Source organism: Streptomyces sp. NPDC031111, from assembly GCF_055570675.1.
The window spans coordinates 65,539-83,850 of the sequence record NZ_JBVIGS010000009.1 but is presented as its reverse complement, the minus strand read 5'-3'; the positions used below and the strand labels follow the sequence as shown (position 1 = coordinate 83,850).

The 18,312-nt window shown below is 71.2% G+C and carries 21 protein-coding genes; 7 read left to right on the top strand and 14 right to left on the bottom strand.

Annotated elements, in window-relative coordinates:
* Positions 1–273: 273 nt before the first annotated feature.
* Entirely contained in the window at positions 274–1,635 is a 1,362-nt protein-coding gene (locus ACZ470_RS19830; RefSeq protein ID WP_468428805.1) for a PP2C family protein-serine/threonine phosphatase, read from the top strand.
* Between the two features lie 30 nt (positions 1,636–1,665).
* Here ACZ470_RS19830 and ACZ470_RS19825 read toward each other — a convergent pair whose 3' ends face one another.
* The 4 genes from ACZ470_RS19825 to ACZ470_RS19810 all read right to left on the bottom strand — a co-directional run bounded on the left by ACZ470_RS19825 (position 1,666) and on the right by ACZ470_RS19810 (position 4,019).
* Positions 1,666–1,998 (bottom strand): DUF2516 family protein, encoded by a 333-nt coding sequence (locus ACZ470_RS19825; protein WP_361747234.1) that lies wholly within the window; start codon positions 1,996–1,998, stop codon positions 1,666–1,668.
* A 129-nt stretch (positions 1,999–2,127) separates the two neighbouring features.
* Positions 2,128–2,736 carry a hypothetical protein gene (locus ACZ470_RS19820; protein WP_468428803.1) on the bottom strand — a complete coding sequence of 203 codons (609 nt, stop codon included), beginning with the start codon at positions 2,734–2,736 and terminating at the stop codon, positions 2,128–2,130.
* A gap of 78 nt (positions 2,737–2,814) precedes the next feature.
* Complete coding sequence (locus tag ACZ470_RS19815; RefSeq protein WP_468428801.1) at positions 2,815–3,294, bottom strand: helix-turn-helix domain-containing protein; 480 nt, start codon at positions 3,292–3,294, stop codon at positions 2,815–2,817.
* Between the two features lie 77 nt (positions 3,295–3,371).
* Positions 3,372–4,019: a maleylpyruvate isomerase family mycothiol-dependent enzyme gene (locus ACZ470_RS19810; protein ID WP_468428800.1), complete on the bottom strand. Its 648-nt coding sequence runs from the start codon at positions 4,017–4,019 to the stop codon at positions 3,372–3,374.
* Between the two features lie 126 nt (positions 4,020–4,145).
* Here ACZ470_RS19810 and ACZ470_RS19805 point away from each other — a divergent pair, with 126 nt between their 5' ends.
* The 3 genes from ACZ470_RS19805 to ACZ470_RS19795 all read left to right on the top strand — a co-directional run bounded on the left by ACZ470_RS19805 (position 4,146) and on the right by ACZ470_RS19795 (position 5,683).
* Positions 4,146–4,520 carry a VOC family protein gene (locus ACZ470_RS19805; RefSeq protein WP_468428798.1) on the top strand — a complete coding sequence of 125 codons (375 nt, stop codon included), beginning with the start codon at positions 4,146–4,148 and terminating at the stop codon, positions 4,518–4,520.
* 46 nt (positions 4,521–4,566) lie between these two features.
* Positions 4,567–5,022, top strand: coding sequence for a hypothetical protein (locus ACZ470_RS19800; protein WP_468428796.1), 456 nt, complete (start codon positions 4,567–4,569; stop codon positions 5,020–5,022).
* A 67-nt stretch (positions 5,023–5,089) separates the two neighbouring features.
* Positions 5,090–5,683 carry a DinB family protein gene (locus tag ACZ470_RS19795; RefSeq protein ID WP_468428795.1) on the top strand — a complete coding sequence of 198 codons (594 nt, stop codon included), beginning with the start codon at positions 5,090–5,092 and terminating at the stop codon, positions 5,681–5,683.
* Positions 5,684–5,696: 13 nt separating this feature from the next.
* Here the strand turns inward: ACZ470_RS19795 and ACZ470_RS19790 are convergent, their stop codons facing one another.
* Genes ACZ470_RS19790 through ACZ470_RS19770 form a run of 5 tightly spaced genes read right to left on the bottom strand, consistent with a single transcriptional unit; the run spans position 5,697 to position 10,553 of the window.
* Positions 5,697–6,149, bottom strand: a complete 453-nt coding sequence (locus tag ACZ470_RS19790) for a GNAT family N-acetyltransferase (RefSeq protein ID WP_468428794.1) — start codon at positions 6,147–6,149, stop codon at positions 5,697–5,699.
* Complete coding sequence (locus tag ACZ470_RS19785) at positions 6,146–6,982, bottom strand: carbohydrate ABC transporter permease (protein ID WP_468428792.1); 837 nt, start codon at positions 6,980–6,982, stop codon at positions 6,146–6,148. The genes ACZ470_RS19790 and ACZ470_RS19785 overlap by 4 nt, the downstream gene beginning before the upstream one ends.
* Complete coding sequence (locus ACZ470_RS19780; RefSeq protein ID WP_468428790.1) at positions 6,979–7,962, bottom strand: carbohydrate ABC transporter permease; 984 nt, start codon at positions 7,960–7,962, stop codon at positions 6,979–6,981. Before ACZ470_RS19780 ends, ACZ470_RS19785 begins: the two co-directional genes overlap by 4 nt.
* Positions 7,963–7,964: 2 nt before the next feature.
* Positions 7,965–9,260 carry an ABC transporter substrate-binding protein gene (locus ACZ470_RS19775; protein WP_468428789.1) on the bottom strand — a complete coding sequence of 432 codons (1,296 nt, stop codon included), beginning with the start codon at positions 9,258–9,260 and terminating at the stop codon, positions 7,965–7,967.
* Positions 9,261–9,311: 51 nt separating this feature from the next.
* Positions 9,312–10,553, bottom strand: a complete 1,242-nt coding sequence (locus tag ACZ470_RS19770) for an aminotransferase class V-fold PLP-dependent enzyme (protein ID WP_468428787.1) — start codon at positions 10,551–10,553, stop codon at positions 9,312–9,314.
* Positions 10,554–10,768: 215 nt separating this feature from the next.
* Here ACZ470_RS19770 and ACZ470_RS19765 point away from each other — a divergent pair, with 215 nt between their 5' ends.
* Entirely contained in the window at positions 10,769–11,476 is a 708-nt protein-coding gene (locus ACZ470_RS19765) for a FadR/GntR family transcriptional regulator (RefSeq protein WP_468428786.1), read from the top strand.
* Positions 11,477–11,593: 117 nt separating this feature from the next.
* On the opposite strand, the gene ACZ470_RS19760 is transcribed toward ACZ470_RS19765, so the two are convergent.
* A complete protein-coding gene (locus ACZ470_RS19760) occupies positions 11,594–11,944 on the bottom strand; it encodes a winged helix-turn-helix transcriptional regulator (protein WP_468428785.1) in 351 nt (116 codons plus the stop codon).
* Positions 11,945–11,994: 50 nt separating this feature from the next.
* On the opposite strand from ACZ470_RS19760, the gene ACZ470_RS19755 reads away from it, so the two are divergent.
* A complete protein-coding gene (locus ACZ470_RS19755; protein WP_468428783.1) occupies positions 11,995–12,885 on the top strand; it encodes an NAD(P)-dependent oxidoreductase in 891 nt (296 codons plus the stop codon).
* A gap of 21 nt (positions 12,886–12,906) precedes the next feature.
* On the opposite strand, the gene ACZ470_RS19750 is transcribed toward ACZ470_RS19755, so the two are convergent.
* Positions 12,907–15,087, bottom strand: a complete 2,181-nt coding sequence (locus ACZ470_RS19750) for a phosphotransferase family protein (RefSeq protein WP_468428781.1) — start codon at positions 15,085–15,087, stop codon at positions 12,907–12,909.
* A gap of 209 nt (positions 15,088–15,296) precedes the next feature.
* Positions 15,297–16,169 carry a GntR family transcriptional regulator gene (locus ACZ470_RS19745; RefSeq protein ID WP_468428780.1) on the bottom strand — a complete coding sequence of 291 codons (873 nt, stop codon included), beginning with the start codon at positions 16,167–16,169 and terminating at the stop codon, positions 15,297–15,299.
* 175 nt (positions 16,170–16,344) lie between these two features.
* Here ACZ470_RS19745 and ACZ470_RS19740 point away from each other — a divergent pair, with 175 nt between their 5' ends.
* Positions 16,345–16,527 (top strand): hypothetical protein, encoded by a 183-nt coding sequence (locus tag ACZ470_RS19740; protein ID WP_468428778.1) that lies wholly within the window; start codon positions 16,345–16,347, stop codon positions 16,525–16,527.
* Here the strand turns inward: ACZ470_RS19740 and ACZ470_RS19735 are convergent.
* Positions 16,518–17,285, bottom strand: coding sequence for an HAD family hydrolase (locus ACZ470_RS19735; protein WP_468428777.1), 768 nt, complete (start codon positions 17,283–17,285; stop codon positions 16,518–16,520). The two genes, ACZ470_RS19740 and ACZ470_RS19735, sit on opposite strands and share 10 nt — an antisense overlap.
* Entirely contained in the window at positions 17,285–18,166 is an 882-nt protein-coding gene (locus tag ACZ470_RS19730; RefSeq protein WP_468428775.1) for a GntR family transcriptional regulator, read from the bottom strand. The genes ACZ470_RS19735 and ACZ470_RS19730 overlap by 1 nt, the downstream gene beginning before the upstream one ends.
* Positions 18,167–18,312 lie beyond the last annotated feature (146 nt).

Sequence of the window (18,312 nt, the reverse complement as noted above, 5' to 3'; positions counted from 1 at the left end):
CACGTCGATCTTGCGGCCAAACCACCTGCGGACGTGACGTTCGTCATCCCCGCGGCGTCTCCGGCCTGTCCAACTGCGGTAGCAAACGCGGCATATGACAGCGGCCGATGGCCGAGCGGCGTGGTTCACGCCATTCCGCTGCGGCGCCGTCACCCGCTATGGTCCCCGTTCGAAGGGGCATCCCCCGCTCGCACACAGAGGTGTGAGCTGGGCACAGGGCCTACGGCCGTCGCCCCCACCATGCCCTCGGGGGGAGGGAAGGAACCCGGAACAATGCCCGCACCCGTACCGCGGCAGAGAGCGATCCCGGCCGCGGAAGGTGGTCAGGCGCCGTCCGCCGCACCGAACGGCGGCTCCGCCCAGGACTCCTCGGAGGCCAGGGTCACGGCCCCCCGCGCGGCGGACCCGTCCGCGGACCGGGCCGGCACCGCGCCGGACAGGCCCGAAGCGGCCGCCGCCCCCACCAACCTCACCCTGCTGCTGATCGAGGACGACCCCGGCGGCTCGCCGATCGTGCCGGATCTGCTCGACCAGTCCGGCAAGCCGATCCGTGTCCGCACCGCCCGCAACCTCACCGAGGCCGAGCGGCTGCTGACCGACGACGTCCACTGCATCCTGCTGGACCTCGCGCTTCCCGCGCCGGGCCGGGCGGGCGGCGGTGACGACGAGCTCGCCGTGCTCAAGCACGTACTGGAGCTCGCGCCCCGGCACGCCGTCCTCGCGCTCACCGGCGCCGACGACGCCGAGCGCGGCGCGGAGGCGGTACGGGTCGGTGCCCAGGACTACCTCGTCCGCGACGAGCTGGACGGACGGCTGCTGAGCCGGGCGATCCGGTACGCGGTGGAGCGCAAGCGGTCCGACTCCGCGGAGCGGCGGCTCGCCGAGGGCCGCGTGCGCGCCCAGGAGAACCGCCGGCTGGAGCGCGGTCTGCTGCCCACGCCGCTGCTGGACGGCTCCCCGCTGCGGTTCGCCGCCCGCTACCGCCCCGGCCGGTCCCGCGCCCTGCTCGGCGGGGACTTCTACGACGTCGTCCGCACCCCGGACGGCACCGTGCACGCCATGATCGGCGACGTCTGCGGGCACGGCCCGGACGAGGCCGCCCTCGGCGTGGAGCTGCGCATCGCCTGGCGCGCGCTGACCCTGGCGGGACTGTGCGGGGACCAGCTGCTGGGCACGCTCCAGGAGGTGCTGGAGCACGAGCGGTCGGACGACGAGATCTTCGCGACGCTGTGCACGGTGGACATCGCCCCGGACGGCCGCCGTGCGGGCCTGTGCCTGGCCGGCCACCCGTCGCCGCTGCTGGTCCGCCCCGGCGTGCCCGCGCGCCTGCTGCCGTACGACAACAACGGCCCGGCGCTCGGCCTGCTGCCGGGCGCCCGCTGGCCGCGGATGCAGGTGGAGCTGGGTGCCGAGTGGAGCCTGATGCTCTACACCGACGGCCTGATCGAGGGACGGGTCGGCGACACCGGCGAGCGGCTGGGCCAGGACGGCATGGTGGAGATGATCCGCCGCCAGCTCGCCGAGGGCCTGAGCGGTGAGCGGCTGCTCCAGGCCGCGGTGAACGAGGTGCGGGAGCTCAACGGGGGCGAGCTGACGGACGACGTGGCGGTGCTGCTGCTGGACCGGGCGGTGTGACCGGGGCGGCCGCCCCGGCGCCGCGGTGACTCAGCGGCCGCCGTTGTACGGGCCGTAGGGGCCGTCGCTGCTGGAGCCCCGGCGGGCGCGGCCGCCGCCGGGCAGCCCGCGCAGGGCCGGGCGGACGTCGACCATGTACACGATGGTCGCGATCAGGCCGATGATCGGCAGGAACGACAGGATGTTGAAGATCAGGTTCACCACGAAGGCGATCCCGAGGATGATCAGCCAGAAGGGCTTGGTCTGCTTGTCGGCCGCGCGGTAGGCGTCCTCACGGCGCGTGGCCGCATCGATCAGCGCGAAGCCGCTGAACACGATCAGGGCCATGCTCAGCAGCCACATGAACCCCGCGAAGCCCTGCATCAGCACAACGTCCACCACCAGACTCGGCTCGTCCTCTACGCCGTCACCGTACCCGCATCCACCGGCCGGCTACCCGGACAACGGGCCGGGCACCGCGAGAGTGCCCGGCCCGTCCGGTTCCGTCCCCCCTTACTTGGCGGGCGGAGTCGTCTTCTTCGCCGTGGTCTTGCGGGCCGGGGCCTTCTTGGCGGCGGCGGGCTTCTTCGGCGCGGCGGACTCGGTGGCGGCGGGCTCGTCGTCCCGGGCCTCGACCGGCTCGGGACGGGGCGCGGCCTTCGGCTCGGCCGGCGGCTCGACGGCGACGGCGATGTCCTCGATGCCCTCGGCCGCGTCGCCGCGCCAGGTCTTCACGGCGTGCTCACCGTGCTCGGCGACCTTCTCGTAGGTCTCCCGGGCCTTGATCGCGTACTCGGCGGCGATGCCGACCCCGCGCAGGGCGAGGTCCTGGGCGTTCTCACCGAGCTTCTTCAGGTCGGTGTCGAGCGAGCCGATGAACTCGCCGACCTTGGTCTGGAGGGTCTCCTGCGTCTCCCGGACCCGGACGGTCGCCCGCTCCTGGACGGCCTTGGGGTCGGTGTTGCGGACGGCCTCGATACGGGCCGGGGCCTCGGCCCGCAGCTGCTCGACCAGGGCCGGCACCTTCTTGGCCTGCTGCAACGCCAGGTCGGCGGTGCCGGCGGCGAAGTAGAGCGGGGTCGGGTCGCTGAGGGTCTTGCGCAGGTCGTCGGTGATGGCCATGGTGAGGGTCCTCCCGGATTCGTTTCGGCTGAGGGTTCGTAGGAGATCCGCGGTGTGCGGCCGGTGCCCTGGTCCGGCTCAGCCGGCCGTCCGCCGCGGATCGGTGTCGCTGCCGCCGGCCGCACGGGGGCGGGGCTCGGCGGACGGGGCGTCGACGGCCTCGGAACCGTCGGGATGCCCGGGCGTCGCCTCACCGTCCTCCGCGCCGCCAAACCCGTTCTCCTTGCGGAACGACTCGTAGATCTGGAGCAGCACCTGCTTCTGACGTTCGGTCAGCGTGGGGTCGGCGAGGAGGGCGGCCCGGGTCTCCACCTCGTCGCGGTCCCGTTCGGCGTCGAGGATGCCGGCCCGGACGTACAGCGTCTCGGCGGAGATCCGCAGCGCCTTGGCGACCTGTTGCAGCACCTCCGCGCTCGGCTTGCGCAGCCCGCGTTCGATCTGGCTGAGATACGGATTGGACACCCCGGCGGCGTCGGCGAGCTGCCGCAGCGACAACTGCGCACTGCGCCGCTGCTCGCGCAGATACTCGCCGAGATTGCCGACGTTGAGCGATGCCATGACTCCACACTGCCCCACCGTGCTAACTATTGCAAGCACCTGCTTGCAATAGTGCGCCACGGCACAGCGGGGCCGGGTCACCCCGTCCCGCAGCGACCGCGCAGGAGCTCCGAACCGTCGCCTTCGAGCTCGTCGCAGTACGCCGCGCGCCCGGTCATGGCCATCACCAGGGCCAGGGTGGGACCGGAGACGACCGGCCCCGAACCGGTCGTGAAAGGGCCGTCGTCCGCGACGAGCCTCAGCCCTTCGACACGTCCCTTGGCGACGACCACGAGGTCCGAGCCCCGGTAGTACTCGGCGACCCGGGTGACCACGTCGATCGGGTACGCGCGGCGTATGCCCAGGGGTCGCCGGACGTCCTCCCCGTGCACGATCGTCTCGCCCAGCATGGCGATGGCGGGCAGGGGAGGCTTGGTGGTGCTCGGGACGACGCGCCGGAAGCGGTCGAGGGTCTCCGCCGGGGTCGTGCCCAGTTGTTCGGCCAGCCGCATGGCCACCTGCTCGTCGAAGTCGAACCGGCAGCGGATCACCCCCGCCATCCAGCGCACGGCGTTGAGGCTCGCGCCCGCGGTGAGGTGCGCGAGCACCTCGCGTACCGTCAGCCCGGCGCACAGCGAGGGCGTGTCCCACTGCTCGTCGGTCAGGTCCGCGAGATCGGCCGCCAACGCGGCTCGCTCGGCGTGGATCAGGGGCCATGCCCCGGCTGTCGCTGCCGGATGAGTCATGCGGGAGGGTCTCCTGTCATGAGGGGCGTGTGCGAGGAAGACCGGTGCTCCGGAGGAATGTCATCGCCCGCGAGCACCACTCAAAGGGCTGGCCGCGTGCGGTGACCGCCCCGTAGTGTGCCGATCATGGCCTGTCGCATTTCCGAACTGATCATTCCCAGCCTGGATCCGCAGCAGCTGGCGGCGTTCTGGTGCGAGGTGCTGGACTTCGTCGTGCTCGACCCCGACGACGGCGGCGCGGTGGAGATCGGACCGCGGGAAGGCTTCGGCGGACTCCAGCCGACTCTCGTCTTCGTGCCCACCACCGAACCCAAGGCGGGCCACCTGCGGCTGCACTTCGACGTCAACGCCACCGACCGCGACCAGGCCGCCGAACTCGACCGCCTCCTGAAGCTCGGGGCGCGCCCGGCCGACGTCGGCCAGAGCGGCGAGGCGTCGTGGCACGTCCTGGCCGACCCCGAGGGCAACGAGTTCTGCCTCCTGCGAGCCCGCCTGAACTGACCCCGCGCGGCCCGCGTTGTCAGTGGCATCGGCGAGTATCCCGGGCATGACTGCGACCGCCACCGACGCACGCGGCCTGCTGGACGACGTGCGCACCAGCGCCACCTGGATGGCCCGTGCCCTCGAAAGCTCCGGTTACCGCGCGGACTTCACCCTCGCGAGCCTGCGGGACGTCGAGCGTTTCATGGCCGAGCACAGCGACCACGGGATCGCGGTGGCCGGCGGCCTCCTCGCGACGGACCCGGGCCGGCGGCTGTTCGCGCTCGGCGCCTACCTCGGCGAGACGGTCCGCCGCAGTGTCGGCGGGACCTGGGAGGCCGACGACGAGGACCCGCGCGGCGAGATGAACCTCGCCCTCCGCCTCCCCGACGGATCACTCGTCTGGCCCGTCCAGCGCATCATCAAACGCTTCCGGCACGGGCCCGAGGACAGCGTCATCGGCTACGCGGCGGGCCTGGACCCGCTGCCGCCCCGCCGACGGTCCCGGCTGCGACGCCGCTGACCGGACCCGGCGCTCCTGCGCGAAAAGGCCACCCGCGTTGTCGGACCCGCGCGGCAGACTGGCCGCCATGACCGCATCCGACACCAAGACCGACCTGCGTTTCTACCTCCAGTCGGCCCGCGACGCCCTGCTGTGGAAGCTCGACGGGGTGGCGGAGTACGACGCCCGCCGGCCGCTCACGCCGACCGGGACCAACCTCCTGGGCCTGGTGAAGCACACCGCCGGTGTGGAGCTGGGCTATCTCGGTGAGGTCTTCGGCCGGCCGTACGGCGAGCCGCTGCCCTGGCTCGGGGAGGGAGCGGAGACCAACGCCGACATGTGGGCCACCGCCGAGGAGTCACGCGAGGACGTCGTGGGCCTGTACCGCCGGGCCTGGGCGCACGCGGACGCGACGATCGAGGCGCTGCCGCTGGAGACCACCGCCAGGGTGCCGTGGTGGCCGGAGGGCCGGGACGAGCTGACGCTGCACCATGCCGTGGTCCGCGTGATCGCCGACACGCACCGGCACGCGGGGCACGCGGACATCCTCCGGGAACTCATCGACGGCACCGTGGGAATGAACGAGACCAACACCAGCCTGCCGTCGACCGACCCGGCCTGGTGGGAAACCTACCGCGGCCGGCTGGAGCGCGCGGCGCGGGAGGCCGGGCGGCGGACATGACCGGCCGCGGCCCTCACGCCCGCACCTCGACGGCCATCAGCGGCAGCGCCCGCCCCGCCACCGACCCGGACGGCACCACCCCGATCCGGGTCGCCCCCATGGCGAGGTAGAAGGGTTCGGCGTTCGGGTCGGATTCGAGCAACAGTCGTTCGAAGCCCAGGTCACGCGCGACCGTCAGGGCGTGTGCGAAGAGGTGGCGGCCGACACCCGTGCCGATGGCGGCAGGGTCGACGAACAGCATGCCGAGCTCTCCCTCCGGCGGCTCGCCCTCGACGGTCACGAAGCCGAGCAGCCGGCCGTCCCGTTCCGCCACCGCCGTCCGGCGCCGTACGACCTCCTCGGGCCGGAGGGTCAGCTCGGCCCGGCACCGGGCGAGGAACTCCTCGTCGTACCCCCAGTGCGCCTTCGAGCGGAGCGCCAGCGCGCTCAGCGGCCCCGCCTCCTCCGCCCGCGCGGCCCTGATCACCCCTTCACCGCCCCGGAGGTGAGTCCCTCCACGATGTGGCGGCTGGCGAAGGCGAAGAGGATCATGGTGGGAAGGATAGTGAGGACGGCCGCCGCGGACATCGAGCCCCAGTCGATGTTGAAACTGGAGATGAAGCCGTTCAGAGCCGTCGGCACCGTCTTGTTGCCGTCGCTGTTCATCAGCGTCACCGACAGGAACAGCTCGTTCCAGCAGTTGACGAAGTTGAAGATGAACGCGGCCACGATCCCGGGACGCATCACCGGCAGCAGGACCCGCACCAGCGCCCCGAGCCGGGACAGGCCGTCGATCATGGCGGCCTCCTCCAGCGCGTCCGGGATGTTCTCGAAGAAGCCGCGGAGCATCACCGTGCAGAACGGGATGCACACCGCGATGTAGACGAGCATCAGACCGAGCCGGTTGTCGACCAGCCGGAGGTCGGTCATCAGCAGGTACAGCGGTCCCAGCGCGATGAAGGACGGGATCATCTGGGTGACCAGCGCGGCCATCAGCAGCGCCGACTTGGTGCGGAACTCGAACCGCGCCAGCACGTACGCCGACAGCGTCGAGATCGCCGTGGCGACCGCGCCGGCGACGGTGGCCACCACCAGGCTGTTGACCAGGTACGTCCCGAAGTCCGCCGTGCCGAACAGCCCCTGGTAGTTCTCCAGCGAGAACCGCTCGGGCCAGTAGGAGATCGGGAAGGTGAAGATGTCGCCGGGCGCCTTGAGCGAGGTGACGACGATCCAGTAGAGGGGGAAGAGGGAGAAGACCAGCCACAGGCCCAGGAACGTGAACTTGGTGGCCCGGCCGGCCGTGGATTCCTTGCCGATCACGCCCGCACCCCTCGCTTTCCGGTCTGCCTCTCCCGTGTCGCCAGCAGGAAGAACACCGCGAAGACCAGCAGGATCGCGACGACCAGGAGGCCGAGCGCGGACGCCTTGCCGTAGTCGCCCTGCTGCGTGATCTTGATCATCCAGGTGGTCACGATGTGCGTCTCGTTGTTCGGCCCGCCCCCGGTCATGCCGAAGATCAGGTCGGGGAAGTTGAAGATCCAGATGACGCGCAGCAGCACCGTGAGGGCCAGCGTCGTACGGATGTAGGGGATCGTGATCTGGAACAGGGTCCGCGTCCGGCTCGCGCCGTCCAGCGCCGCCGCCTCGTAGAGCTCGTCGGGGATCGACTGGAGCGCGGCCAGGATCATGATCGCGAAGAAGGTGACGCCGTACCAGACGTTGGCGATCAGTACGGCGATCATCGCGGTCTGCGGGTCGGCCAGCCAGGCGATCGGCTCGTCGATCAGCCCCGCCTTCTGCAACAGGTCGTTGACGACGCCGAACTCGCTGTTGAACAGCCAGCGGAACAGGATGCCGATGAGGAACCCGGAGATCGCCCAGGGAAAGAAGATCAGCGCCTGGTAGAGCCCGCGGAACCGGAACCGCCGCCGCAGCCACAGCGCGATCGCGAACCCGATCACCAGCTGCGGCACAATCGAACCGACCACCCACAGCAGGGTGTTGTCCACCACCGTGCTCCACGCGGGGTCGGTGAACACGTCACGGAAGTTCTTCAGACCCACCCACGACGTGTCGGTGAGGTCCGTCAGGTTCCAGTTCCGGAACGCCATCTGGCTGCCGGCGATCATCGGGTAGTACGTGAAGATCGCCACGAAGACCGCCGCCGGTGCCATGAAGGCCGCGACGACCAGACCGCGCCGGGTGGTGAACTCCCGCCGCCGCCCGGTCCGTGCGGGCGGGGCGCCCCCCTTCCGTACGGGGGGCGCCTTCCGTACGTCGCGCGTGGACGTGGTGGACATCTCTACTTCTTCCACTTCTCGGTCCAGTACGCGTCCCAGCCCGCCAGCAGCTCCTTCGGCGACAGCTTGCCGAGGATCATCTTCTGCACGTCGGTGTCGGCCCGCTGCTGCCACTCCGCCCACCACGCGACGCCGCGCGGCTGGGTGACGACCAGGTACTTGTCCGGGTTCTCCGTCATGGTGACGTAGCTGGCCCAGGGGCCCGTCCGGTAGAACTCGTCCTCGGCCGCCGACTTCAGAATCGGCACCAGGCTGTTCTTCTTGGTGAACGCCGTCGACGCCTCGCCCTCGGAGAGGAACTCGACGAGCTTCACCGCCTCCGCCTTGTGCTTGCTGCCGTCGGCCACACCCCACCCGGCGGTCGCCAGCGGCTGTACGGTCCTGCCGCTGGGCCCGGCCACCAGCGGGGCGGTGCTCCACTGGTCCTGCTGGATCGACTTGGACTCCGAGACGGTGGCGATGACCTCCGGGTCCTGGAGCAGGAAGGCGGTGGAGCCGTTGGAGAAGCCCTCGACCATCTCCGGATAGCCCCAGGCCACGGACGACTTGGGCGACGCCTGCCGGAACAGCTTCAGATAGGTCTCCATCGCGTCGAGCGCCCCGCGCGCGGAGAAGATCGTGCTGCCGTCCTTCAGCCGGTAGCCGTTGGCCGGGTCGATGTCGTCGGCGACGTACGCCTCGATCGCGGCGGTGGCGTTGCTGTGCGCGTTGGCCCCGCCCCGGAAGGCGTACCCGTACCGGCGCTTCGACGGGTCGTGGATCTTCGAGGCCTGCTCCAGCAGCTCCTCCCAGGTGGCGGGCGGCTTGTCGAAGCCGGCCTCCTCGATCAGGTCGGTGCGGTGGAAGAGGCTCAGCCCGTAGAAGCCGTAGGGGACGAAGTACGTCCTGCCCTCGCCGTCCTCGGACGCCTGGACGGCGTTGTCGGTCAGGGCGTCCCAGCCCTTCCAGTCGGCCAGGTCCTTCTTCATGTCGTACAGCCAGCCGTTGTTCGACCACGGGCCGACCGTGATGTCCCGTACCTCCAGGACGTCCACGCCGCTGCCGGACTGGAGCATCTGCTGGATCTTCTGGTCCGCCTGCTCGGTCGGCGGCGAGACGAGGTTGACCTTGGTCTTGGGGTTCTGCTGCTCGAAGTCGGCTATCAGCTCCTTCAGCAGATCGGTGCGGGCGGGGTTGGTCAGGCTCTCGACCATGTTGAGGGTGACCGTTCCGCTCTCGCCGGGGCTCATGGTGGAACAGCCGGTCAGGACCATCGCGGCGGCGGTGCCGAGCGCGAGAGCTGCCGTCCTTCTTCTCATCGTGCTGACCTCTTCCTTGGGGGGACGGGGATGACGGCGGCGCGGGCGGCCCTAGGGGAGGCGGTGCTGCTCGCGTGCCGCGCGGGCCCATTCGCCGAGGACGGGAACGCAGCGCTCGGCGAAGTACTCGTAGTCCTCGGCGGTGTTGTAGACGTGCGCCGACAGCCGCAGATAGCCGGCACCGCCGAAGCTGGTGAACGCCGCCTCGACGCCCAGTTCCGCGGCGGCGCGGTCGCGCAGCGCGTCGGCGGTGAGACGGCTGTCGGCCAGGCCGTCGGGGAGCCGCACCAGCCGCATGCCGGGCACCGGCATGCCGACGTCGACGGAGGCGTCCGCGCCGGTCAGTGCGGCGAACGCGGCGCCCACGATCCGTTCGGCGTAACCGGCCAGGTCGTCCATGTACCGGCGGGCGGCGGGCCAGCCCCAGGTGCCGTCGATGAAGTCGAGGGCCGCCGGGGCGGCGAGGTAGTGGGTGGCGTCGACCGTGCCCTGCTGGTCGAAGCGGTCGGGATAGGGGTCGGCGGCGCCCCACGAGTCGATCAGCGGGTACAGCCCGTCCCGGAGCGGCCCGCGCGCGACGAGCGCGGCGGTTCCGCGCGGGGCACAGCCCCACTTGTGCAGATTGCCCGCCCAGAAGTCGCAGTCAAGACCGGAGAGCGGGGCGGCGATCAGACCGGGCGCGTGCGCGCCGTCCACGAGCAGCGGGATTCCGCGCCGCCGGGCCTCCGCGCCGATCCGCTCCACCGGCAGCCGGCGGGCGGTCGCCGAGGTGATCTGGTCGACGACCAGGAGGTCGGTGGCCTCCCCCACCTCGGCCATCACCGCCTCGTACGCCTGCTCCTCGCCGGCGTCCAGCGGCACCCGGGCGGTCCGCACCCGGCCGCCCCAGCGCCGGGCCAGCCGCTCGGCGCCCATGGTCACGGCGCCGTAGCCGTGGTCGGTGACGACGATCTCCCCGCCGCTCCGCCGCTCGAGACCGGCGTACACGACGCTCACACCGGCGCTCGCGTTCGGCACCAGGGCGAGGTCACCCGGGTCCACGCCGAGGAAGGCGGCGAGCTCGACCCGGGTCTCCGCGAGCCGCCGCGGCAGCTCGGGGAACCACACCACCGGGGCGCCCTCCATCCGCGTACGCAGCTCCTGCTGGCGCTGCTGGGCGGCCAGCGGTACGGCACCGAACGAGCCGTGGTTGAGGTGGCGCAGGGCGGGGTCCAGCGACCAGGCCCGCGCCGCCGGCCGGCCGTCGGCCAGCAGCAGGGGGCGGGGCGCGGTGGTGACCTCGGTCTCGCTCACATGACTCCCATCCGCGAGGGACATCAGACCCTCAGGCCGAGACGTATGATGACTCGGGATGGTGGCACGCGTTTTTCGGCCATGACAAGACCTCTGCGCCAAGAGAAGTCAGATGACTCACGGCTGATACATCAAAGACATCTGACCTCTCGCCTCGCTACAGTGCACTCGGGGCAGGCGCGCGACCGACGCCGGTCCGCCAGGGGAGGAATCGGATGTCCGCAGTCGACAAGGCGTTCCACGGCCTACGGCACATGATCGCGACGGGGCGGCTCGGCGCCGGGGAGCGCATTCCCCCCGAGGCGGACCTCTGCGAGGAACTGGGCGTCTCCCGAGGATCGTTGCGCGAGGCCGTGCGCATGCTCGCGGCCCTGGGCGTCATCGAGCCCCGCCACGGCTCCGGCACCTATGTCTCCCAGCTCAGGCCGGAGGACCTCATCGGCAGCCTCTCGCTGACCCTGCAACTCCTGCCGCTGCCCGGACTGCTGGAGGTCTACGAGATCCGGCGCGTCCTGGAGGCCCATGTCGCGGCCAAGGCCGCCGCGCGGGCGACACCCGAAACCGTCGAGACGCTCTTCTCCCTCATCGAGGCCATGGAGGCCACCGAGGACCCCACCGAGGCCTCGGAACTCGACCACCGCTTCCACGCCGAGATCGCCCGCGCGGGCGGCAACCCCACCCTCGCCTCCCTCCTCGCCGTCTTCCGCGCCCGCTCCCGCAAGTACCAGGTCTTCACCCTCCCCGAGGGCCCGGACCTGCGCCGCAAGAGCGACGCGGACCACCGGATCCTGGCCACCGCGATCGCCGACCGCGACCCGGGCGCGGCTGCGGGCGCGGCCGAGGCGCACGTCGCCCAGACGGAGCGCTGGCTGCGGGCGCTGATGCCGCCGGTGGAGGAAGAGGCGGACGACCGCCCCCTCTGACGCCGGCCCACCCACTTTTTTGTGCGTACTTGGCACCCCGCCCGACACGGGCGAACCTGGTGGTGAGCCGAGCCGGGGCGCAGGAACGACGGAGCGACGGAGGTGGTGCGGCAGGCGTCAGGAGGCCGGGGGCAGGACCTCGGCCAGCTTCTCCAGGCGGCGATGGCCCCAGTCCGACAAGGGCGCCAGCGCCTCGGCGAGTTCACGGCCGAACCCGGTCAGCGAGTAGACCGTCTTCGGCGGCAGTACGTCGTACACCTCCCGGTGCACCACACCGTCCGCCTCCATCTCGCGCAGCGCCTCGGTCAGCACCTTCTCGCTGAGTCCGGGCACCCGTCGGCGCAGTTCGGCCGGCCGGTGCGGGCCGGACTCCAGCAGCCACAGCAGCGTGGTCTTCCACTTGCCCTCGATCACGGCGATCGCGGCGGTCACTCCGCAGACATTCGGATCGTGACGCCGGTGCACCATACTGCGCCCCTTTCATCAGCAATTGCCCTTTACTTTAACGGAGTTGTCGCATGTCCGAGCACACCGACCAGACCCCCGCCGTCACCGTCCTCGGTCTCGGCCCGATGGGCCGCGCGCTCGCCGCCGCCTTCCTGGACGCGGGTCTGCGCACCACCGTCTGGAACCGCACCCCGGGCCGGGACGGTGAGCTGGTCGCACGGGGCGCGGTCCCGGCGCCCTCGCCCGAGGAGGCGGTCGCCGCGTCCCCGCTGACCGTCGTCTGCGTGGTCAACTACGACGCCTCGGACGCGGTGCTGCGCCGGTCCGCCGTCACCACCGCCCTCAAGGGCCGTACGGTCGTGAACCTGAGCGCCGACATCCCGGAGCGGGCCCGGGACACGGCCGAGTGGGCCGCCCGGCACGGCGTCCGCCACCTGGACGGCGCGATCATGACCCCGACGCCGACCATCGGCACCGACGACGCGGTGTTCCTGTACAGCGGCCCGGCGGAGCTGTACGAGGAGCACCGGCCGGTGCTGGCGGCCCTCGGCGGCAGCCACACCCATCTCGGCGAGGACCCCGGCCGGGCCGCCGCGTACGACGTCGCGCTCCTCGACATCTTCTGGACCGCGATGGCCGGCTACGCGCACGCCCTCGCCGTGGCCCGGGCGGAGGGCGTCACCGGCGCGGAACTCGCCCCCTTCGCGCAGGGCATCGCCGCGATCCTGCCGCCGCTGTTCACCGAGTTCGCGGCCGACGCCGACGCCGGCACGTACTCGGGCGAACTGAACCCGATCACCTCGGCCGCCTCGACCATGAGCCACGTCGTCCACGCCTCCGAGGCGCACGGCATCGACGCGAGCGTCATGCGGGTGATCGAGGGCCAGGCACGCCGGGTCATCGCCCGGGGCCACGGCGGGGACGGCTTCACCCGGGTCGCCGAGCTGCTCACCGGGCGCTGACGGCCCGCCCCTTCGCGGTACCTACACCAGGGCGCGGGCGAGGTACGGGTTCGCCGTGGAGCGGACCGGGAGGCCGAGGGAGCCGATGGCGACGGCCAGGGTCACCGCGTAGGAGTCCACCGCCCGCTTGACGTTGGGCGCGTCCAGGCTCGCTCCGGTCACGATGCGGTCGAGGTCGATGTACGCGGAGCGGACGATCTCCAGCTGGCGGTACACCTGCCAGTCCTTGCGCCAGTCGACGGTGTACTCGGGCGGCAGCCTGCGCTCCCAGCGGCGGAACATCCGGTCCCGGATCTCCGGGCGGGTCGGTGTGAGGTGCATGTGCCGGACCAGGTCGTACAGGGGGTCGCCGATCAGGGCCATCTCCCAGTCGATGATGGTCAGCGCGTCGGAGCCGTCCCGGCGCACCAGGTTCCACGGGTTGAGGTCGCCGTGCAGCAGGGACGGCTTCCGGTGGCTCACCTCGTGCCGGGAAAGGATCTGGTCCAGCCGCTCGGCGTCCGGCAGCCCGAGCTGCCGGGCGAGCTGCTGCGACTTCTTGGGCAGCTCGCCGACGAGTTGGACGAGCTGGTCCTTCAGCCAGCGGTGGAAGCCGCGCTCCCCCGCCAGGGGATCGAGCTGCCGGTAGTCCACCCGGGTCAGGTGGCAGAGCTGGTCGACGAGACTGTCCGCCTCGTGCGGCAGCAGGCCGTTCACCGGGTGGTCGGGCGGACGGCCGGTCTCGTAGGGGCCCATGTAGGTGTGGATGGCGAAGTCGTCGTCCAGGTGGCTCTCGCCCAGCGCCAGGGCTCGCGGGGCCTCGACGGCGACGGGCGTCGACTCGATGGCGCGCAGGACGGCGTGCTCGCTGAGGAAGCTGCGTTCCCGCCGGGCGACCCTGGGCAGTCTGCGCCGTACGACGACGGGGCTGTCCATGCCCGGGACCCGCACCACGGTGTTGAGGTGCGCGGTGCCCTTGAACACCCGCCCCGCCGGAGCGGCGCCCTCCACCGCCAGGGCGTCGAGGACGTCGGCCTCGGAGAAGTCGTCGGTCAGCGACAGCCGCCGGTCCGGCCGCCAGCCGAAGCCCTGGACCATGGGGCCGCCGTCGCGGCCGGGGCGGGACGCCAGCCAGCGGAACAGGGCCCGCTCGATCTCCCGCGCCCCGGGCACGTTGCGCAGCCGCAGGGGGACGGCGGCGGCCTCCAGCGCCCGGCTCACCTCCGCCGTCGCCTCGTCCAGGTTCTTCTGGGTGAACGAGTCCTCCAGGGACCGCGCCGCCCGCATCACGTCCGGGTAGACCGACTGCGCCCGCTCGAAGGCCAGATAGTGGCCCAGGTCCCGCGCCAGCCCGTTGACGGCGGCCGGCCGGATGCCCCGCATGGCCTCCGCCCAGGCGTCGATCACCTCGGACCACTGGTGGGCCGGGTACCGCATCCGCACCAGATGGGTCGCCAGGTCGTGGAGCGGGTCGCCGTAGGTCGCCAGCTCCCAGTCGACGCAGATCAGCGGGGAGGCGCCGCCGTAGGAGACGATCAGGTTGTCGCGGTGCAGGTCGGCGTGGAGCAGGCTGAACGGCCGCCGCGCCATGACGGGCACCCGCTCGGCCAGCCGGACCAGGGCGTCCTCCGGGATGCCCAGGGCCGCGAACAGTCCACCGAAGGCAGCCCGGTTGGGCTGCCGGACCTGCCGGTCCGCCAGGTGCGCCAAGGTGCGCAGGAAGCCCTGGCTGTCGGTGTCGTTGGCGGGCCAGCCGGCCGGCAGGGCGGGCAGGGTGCTGCGCCGTACGAGGGCCATCTGGGCGAGCAGTCCGGCCAGCGCCTTGATGAGCAGCGTGTCCACGGGCTTGCCGTTGCCGCAGACGCTGGACAGCGGTACGCCTTCCACATAGCTGTGGATGGCGAAGCCGTCGCCCTTGGCGAGGCACTGCGGCACATGCGGCAGGATCCCCTTGACCGCGCCCAGGATCTCGTCCTCGTTCTCCCAGGTCCTGATCACCACCGGCAGTGCCTCGGCGCGGCGGATCCGCACCGTCACGGAGGTCCCCGGCTCACGTCCCAGCAGCCGGGCCTCCGGCTCGCCCAGCGGCAGGACGTAGTTCTGGTTGTGGTGGCCGCTGCTGGCCAGTCCCTCCCGGGTGGCCACCTCGACGAAGTCCCGGAGGCGGGCCCGGTGCGCGGTGGGCTCCCCGAGGGTGGGTCGGGGAAGAGGTGGTGCGCCCACTGGCCGCTCCGGGAGGTACGAGGGGAGTCACAACTGACGGTAGGCATGCGGACTCCAGTCCCGCACGCGGAGTTCCGCACGCCGGGACGGGCGTGGTGTCACCCGTCCGGTGGAGGCCGCGGAGACCCGTTCGAGTCGGTGAGGTGCCCCTTGGTACGAACGGAGGCGAGCGCTTGCTCAATCGGTGCGGGAATGCTACAGCATGGCCCTTATTCGGAGAGCAGGTCCCAGACCGAGTCGAACCACTGCTGCATGCTGTCCACGAAGACGGAACCGGGAGAGGCCGGCAGCTCCGTCTTCACATGGTGGGTGAGCGTGGCCCCGAGGCCCATCACGTCCAGGGCGGTGATCACCTCGCCCCGCTCCAGCAGCAGCGGGCGCTCGATGATCTCGTACATGCCGTGCAGGACCTCGACGGCGTTCAGGAGGTAGAGCTTGAAGGTGGGGGTCAGCGGCGTGTGCCGGATCCGCACGTCGACCGAGGGCACCAGGCCCTCGGTGTGCAGGTCCATGAGCGCCCCCACCAGCGACGTCGTGTGCGACTCGGTGATGGCGCGCAGCCGCTCCCGCATGCGGGTGTCGTTGCGGTCGTCCTTGACCCGGGGATAGGGCAGCGGCAGCGTCGAGTCCGGCAGGAGCATGCGCAGCGTGATGCGCTGGGGCGCGATGAAGCCGCCCCGGATGCGCTCCGCCTGGAGCCGGATGTGGGTGTCCAGGGACTCGGACGTCAGCGTGTAGACGTCCAGGGTGACCTCGGGCCGCTCGAAGGCCTCGCTGATGAACGGGGCCAGCGTCACCGCGCCGCCCTGCCGTGTGGCCTTGGCCGCCGAGGACTGTATGCGCTGCGTCTTGACCACCCGTGACCCGCTGCCCTGCCGCGACTCGATCCACCCCTCGTCCGCCAGCACCCGCAGCGCCCGCTGCACGGTGTCGCGGGAGACCCCCAGCTCCTCGGCCAGGGCACGCTGCGACGGCAGGAAGGACCGCAGTGGATACGTGCCCGCCGCCATCCGCGCGCGCAGTTCGTCCGCGAGCCGCTCGAACTCCCGGCCGCCGCCCTCGCCGGTCCGCTGTCCGTCCATGTGCGGACCGTACCGCTTTCAGTCCACTGGCAAACCAATCCGCACCAACAGGCGGCAGGGATTGGGCCGTTGGTTAAGGGATCAACCGGGCCGGGCAGACCACTGTCAGCACAACCAGTCCAATTGGACGGGAAGTTGAGCACTTCCCCGGAAGTGGAAGGGAGATGGTCGGATCATGCCCCTGTTCCACATGCTCACGGGACTCGGCGAGCTGTCCCTGGGCCTGCTCGCGCAGACACGGCTGGGCCCTGTCGGCGTGGTGCTCCTGTTCCTCATCGGCGTGTGGGTACGGGCGCGCCGTGACGGTCTGGCCGTCGGGGCGGCGGTGCTGCTCACCGTGCTGATGATTCAGGCCTGAGAAGGGTTTCGGACGAGGCGCAGCAGCGGTTCCAGGGAGTCCACGACCGTGGTGGCCCCCGCGTCCCGGAGCAGTTTGTCCTTGCGTTCGTTGCGCGCGTAGCCGAGGAACGGCACGCCGGCCGCGCGGGCGGCGAGCAGGTCCGACGGGGTGTCGCCGATCATCAGCGCGGTCGCGGGAGCGGCGCCCATGGCGTTCAGCGCCCGGTGGATGCAGTGGGGGTCGGGTTTGAGGTGGTTCAGCCGCTGGGTGCGGCCGTATATGTGGGGGGCGAAGCACGCGCCGAGGCCGCGGGAGGCGAGGTACTCGCGCACCACACGCGGAGAGTTGTTGGTGGTGATGGCCAGCCGGGACCCCACCGCGGTCCAGGTGCGGATCAGCGGATCGGCGTACGGGGTCGGCAGCGCCGACGCGGTGGCCCGCAGCTCCTCCTGGGTGAGCCGCTCCTCCAGCTCGGCGACCAGGTCGCTGCCCGGGTGCCGGCGGTCGACGGCGCGCAGGACGACGTGCGGGTCCAGGGACTCGCGTTCGGTCTCGGTGAGCAGGCCGTGCAGCCCCCGCCCCTCGAGCCAGGACGCCAGATCGTTCGCCACCCGCTCCGCCGAGTGGCCCGCGAAGAGACGGCAGATGGGGCCGTCGAAGTCCCACAGCACGACACGGGAGCCCCTCACCAGGCCCCGCAGTGCGTTCAGTTCGTTGTCGGTCTCGTTCCGCTTCTCGGCTGTCACCGCATCAGTCTGCTTCGTCTCAGAAGTCACTAGGAGAGTGTCAGGTCCGTCGTGATGGTTGCCCAGAGGGCGTCGAACCACTTCTGGGATTCCTCCACGAAAGCCTGGTCCCGCTGGCCGTCCCGCTTGACGAAGGAGAAGAGGAGGGACTGGGAGCCCAGGGCGTCGTACATCTCCAGGGTGTGGCTCTCCCACTCCTCCTGGCGCCTGGTCAGCATGTAGTAGCCGATCAGCGCCTCCTCGCCGTTGAGCAGGTACAGCTTCACCGGCGGGGTGAAGGGCAGCGCGCGGAAGGAGACGTGCACGTCGATGCCGTGGGTGGCGCGCAGCGCGAGCAGATTGTGCCGGAGCACCCGGACCTGGGCGTTGCGCTGGGCCAGCCACCGCTCGTGAACCGGGTCGTCGCCGCCGTCCCGGCCCTCGACCGGGACCGGGAAGGCCAGGTTGATCTCGCGGGAGGGCAGCAGGATGCGGACGTCGACCGACTCGGGGCGGATACGGCCCTCGTGGATGTGCCGGACCGGTTCGCCGAGCGCCAGCATGAAGCTCTCGGCCGTGAGGCAGGCCGCGTCGATCCGTACGTGGGGCCGGGAGAAGGCGTCCGTCAGGCGCGGTGTCAGCCCCACCATCGTGGGCTGGGGTTCCTCACGGACCTGGGCCGGTTCGGCGATCCGGGGCGGGCTTCCCTTGCTGACGTTGCTGAGCAGGCCGTCCTCCTGGAGGACGCGCAGGGCCTGGCGAACCGTGCCGCGCTCGACGCCGAACTCCTCGGCCAGCTCGGCCTGGGTGGGCAGGCGGTCGCCCGCCTTGAGCTCGCCGGACCGGATGCGTTCCCGCAGGATGTCGGCGATCTCCTGGGGCGTGAGTCTGCTGCTGCCGTTCACTGCCACGTTCTCCTGGGCCACGACCAAACGCTACAACTTTGATCCATCTAAAGGCAGTTGTTTGGAAGTTGTTTATGACTACCGACCAAGTGGGGACAACCTAGTTGGAGTTGGTTGCCAACTTGGCGAAGTTGGTATCACCTCGTTCCGCCACCCCGACCCACATCCGACGG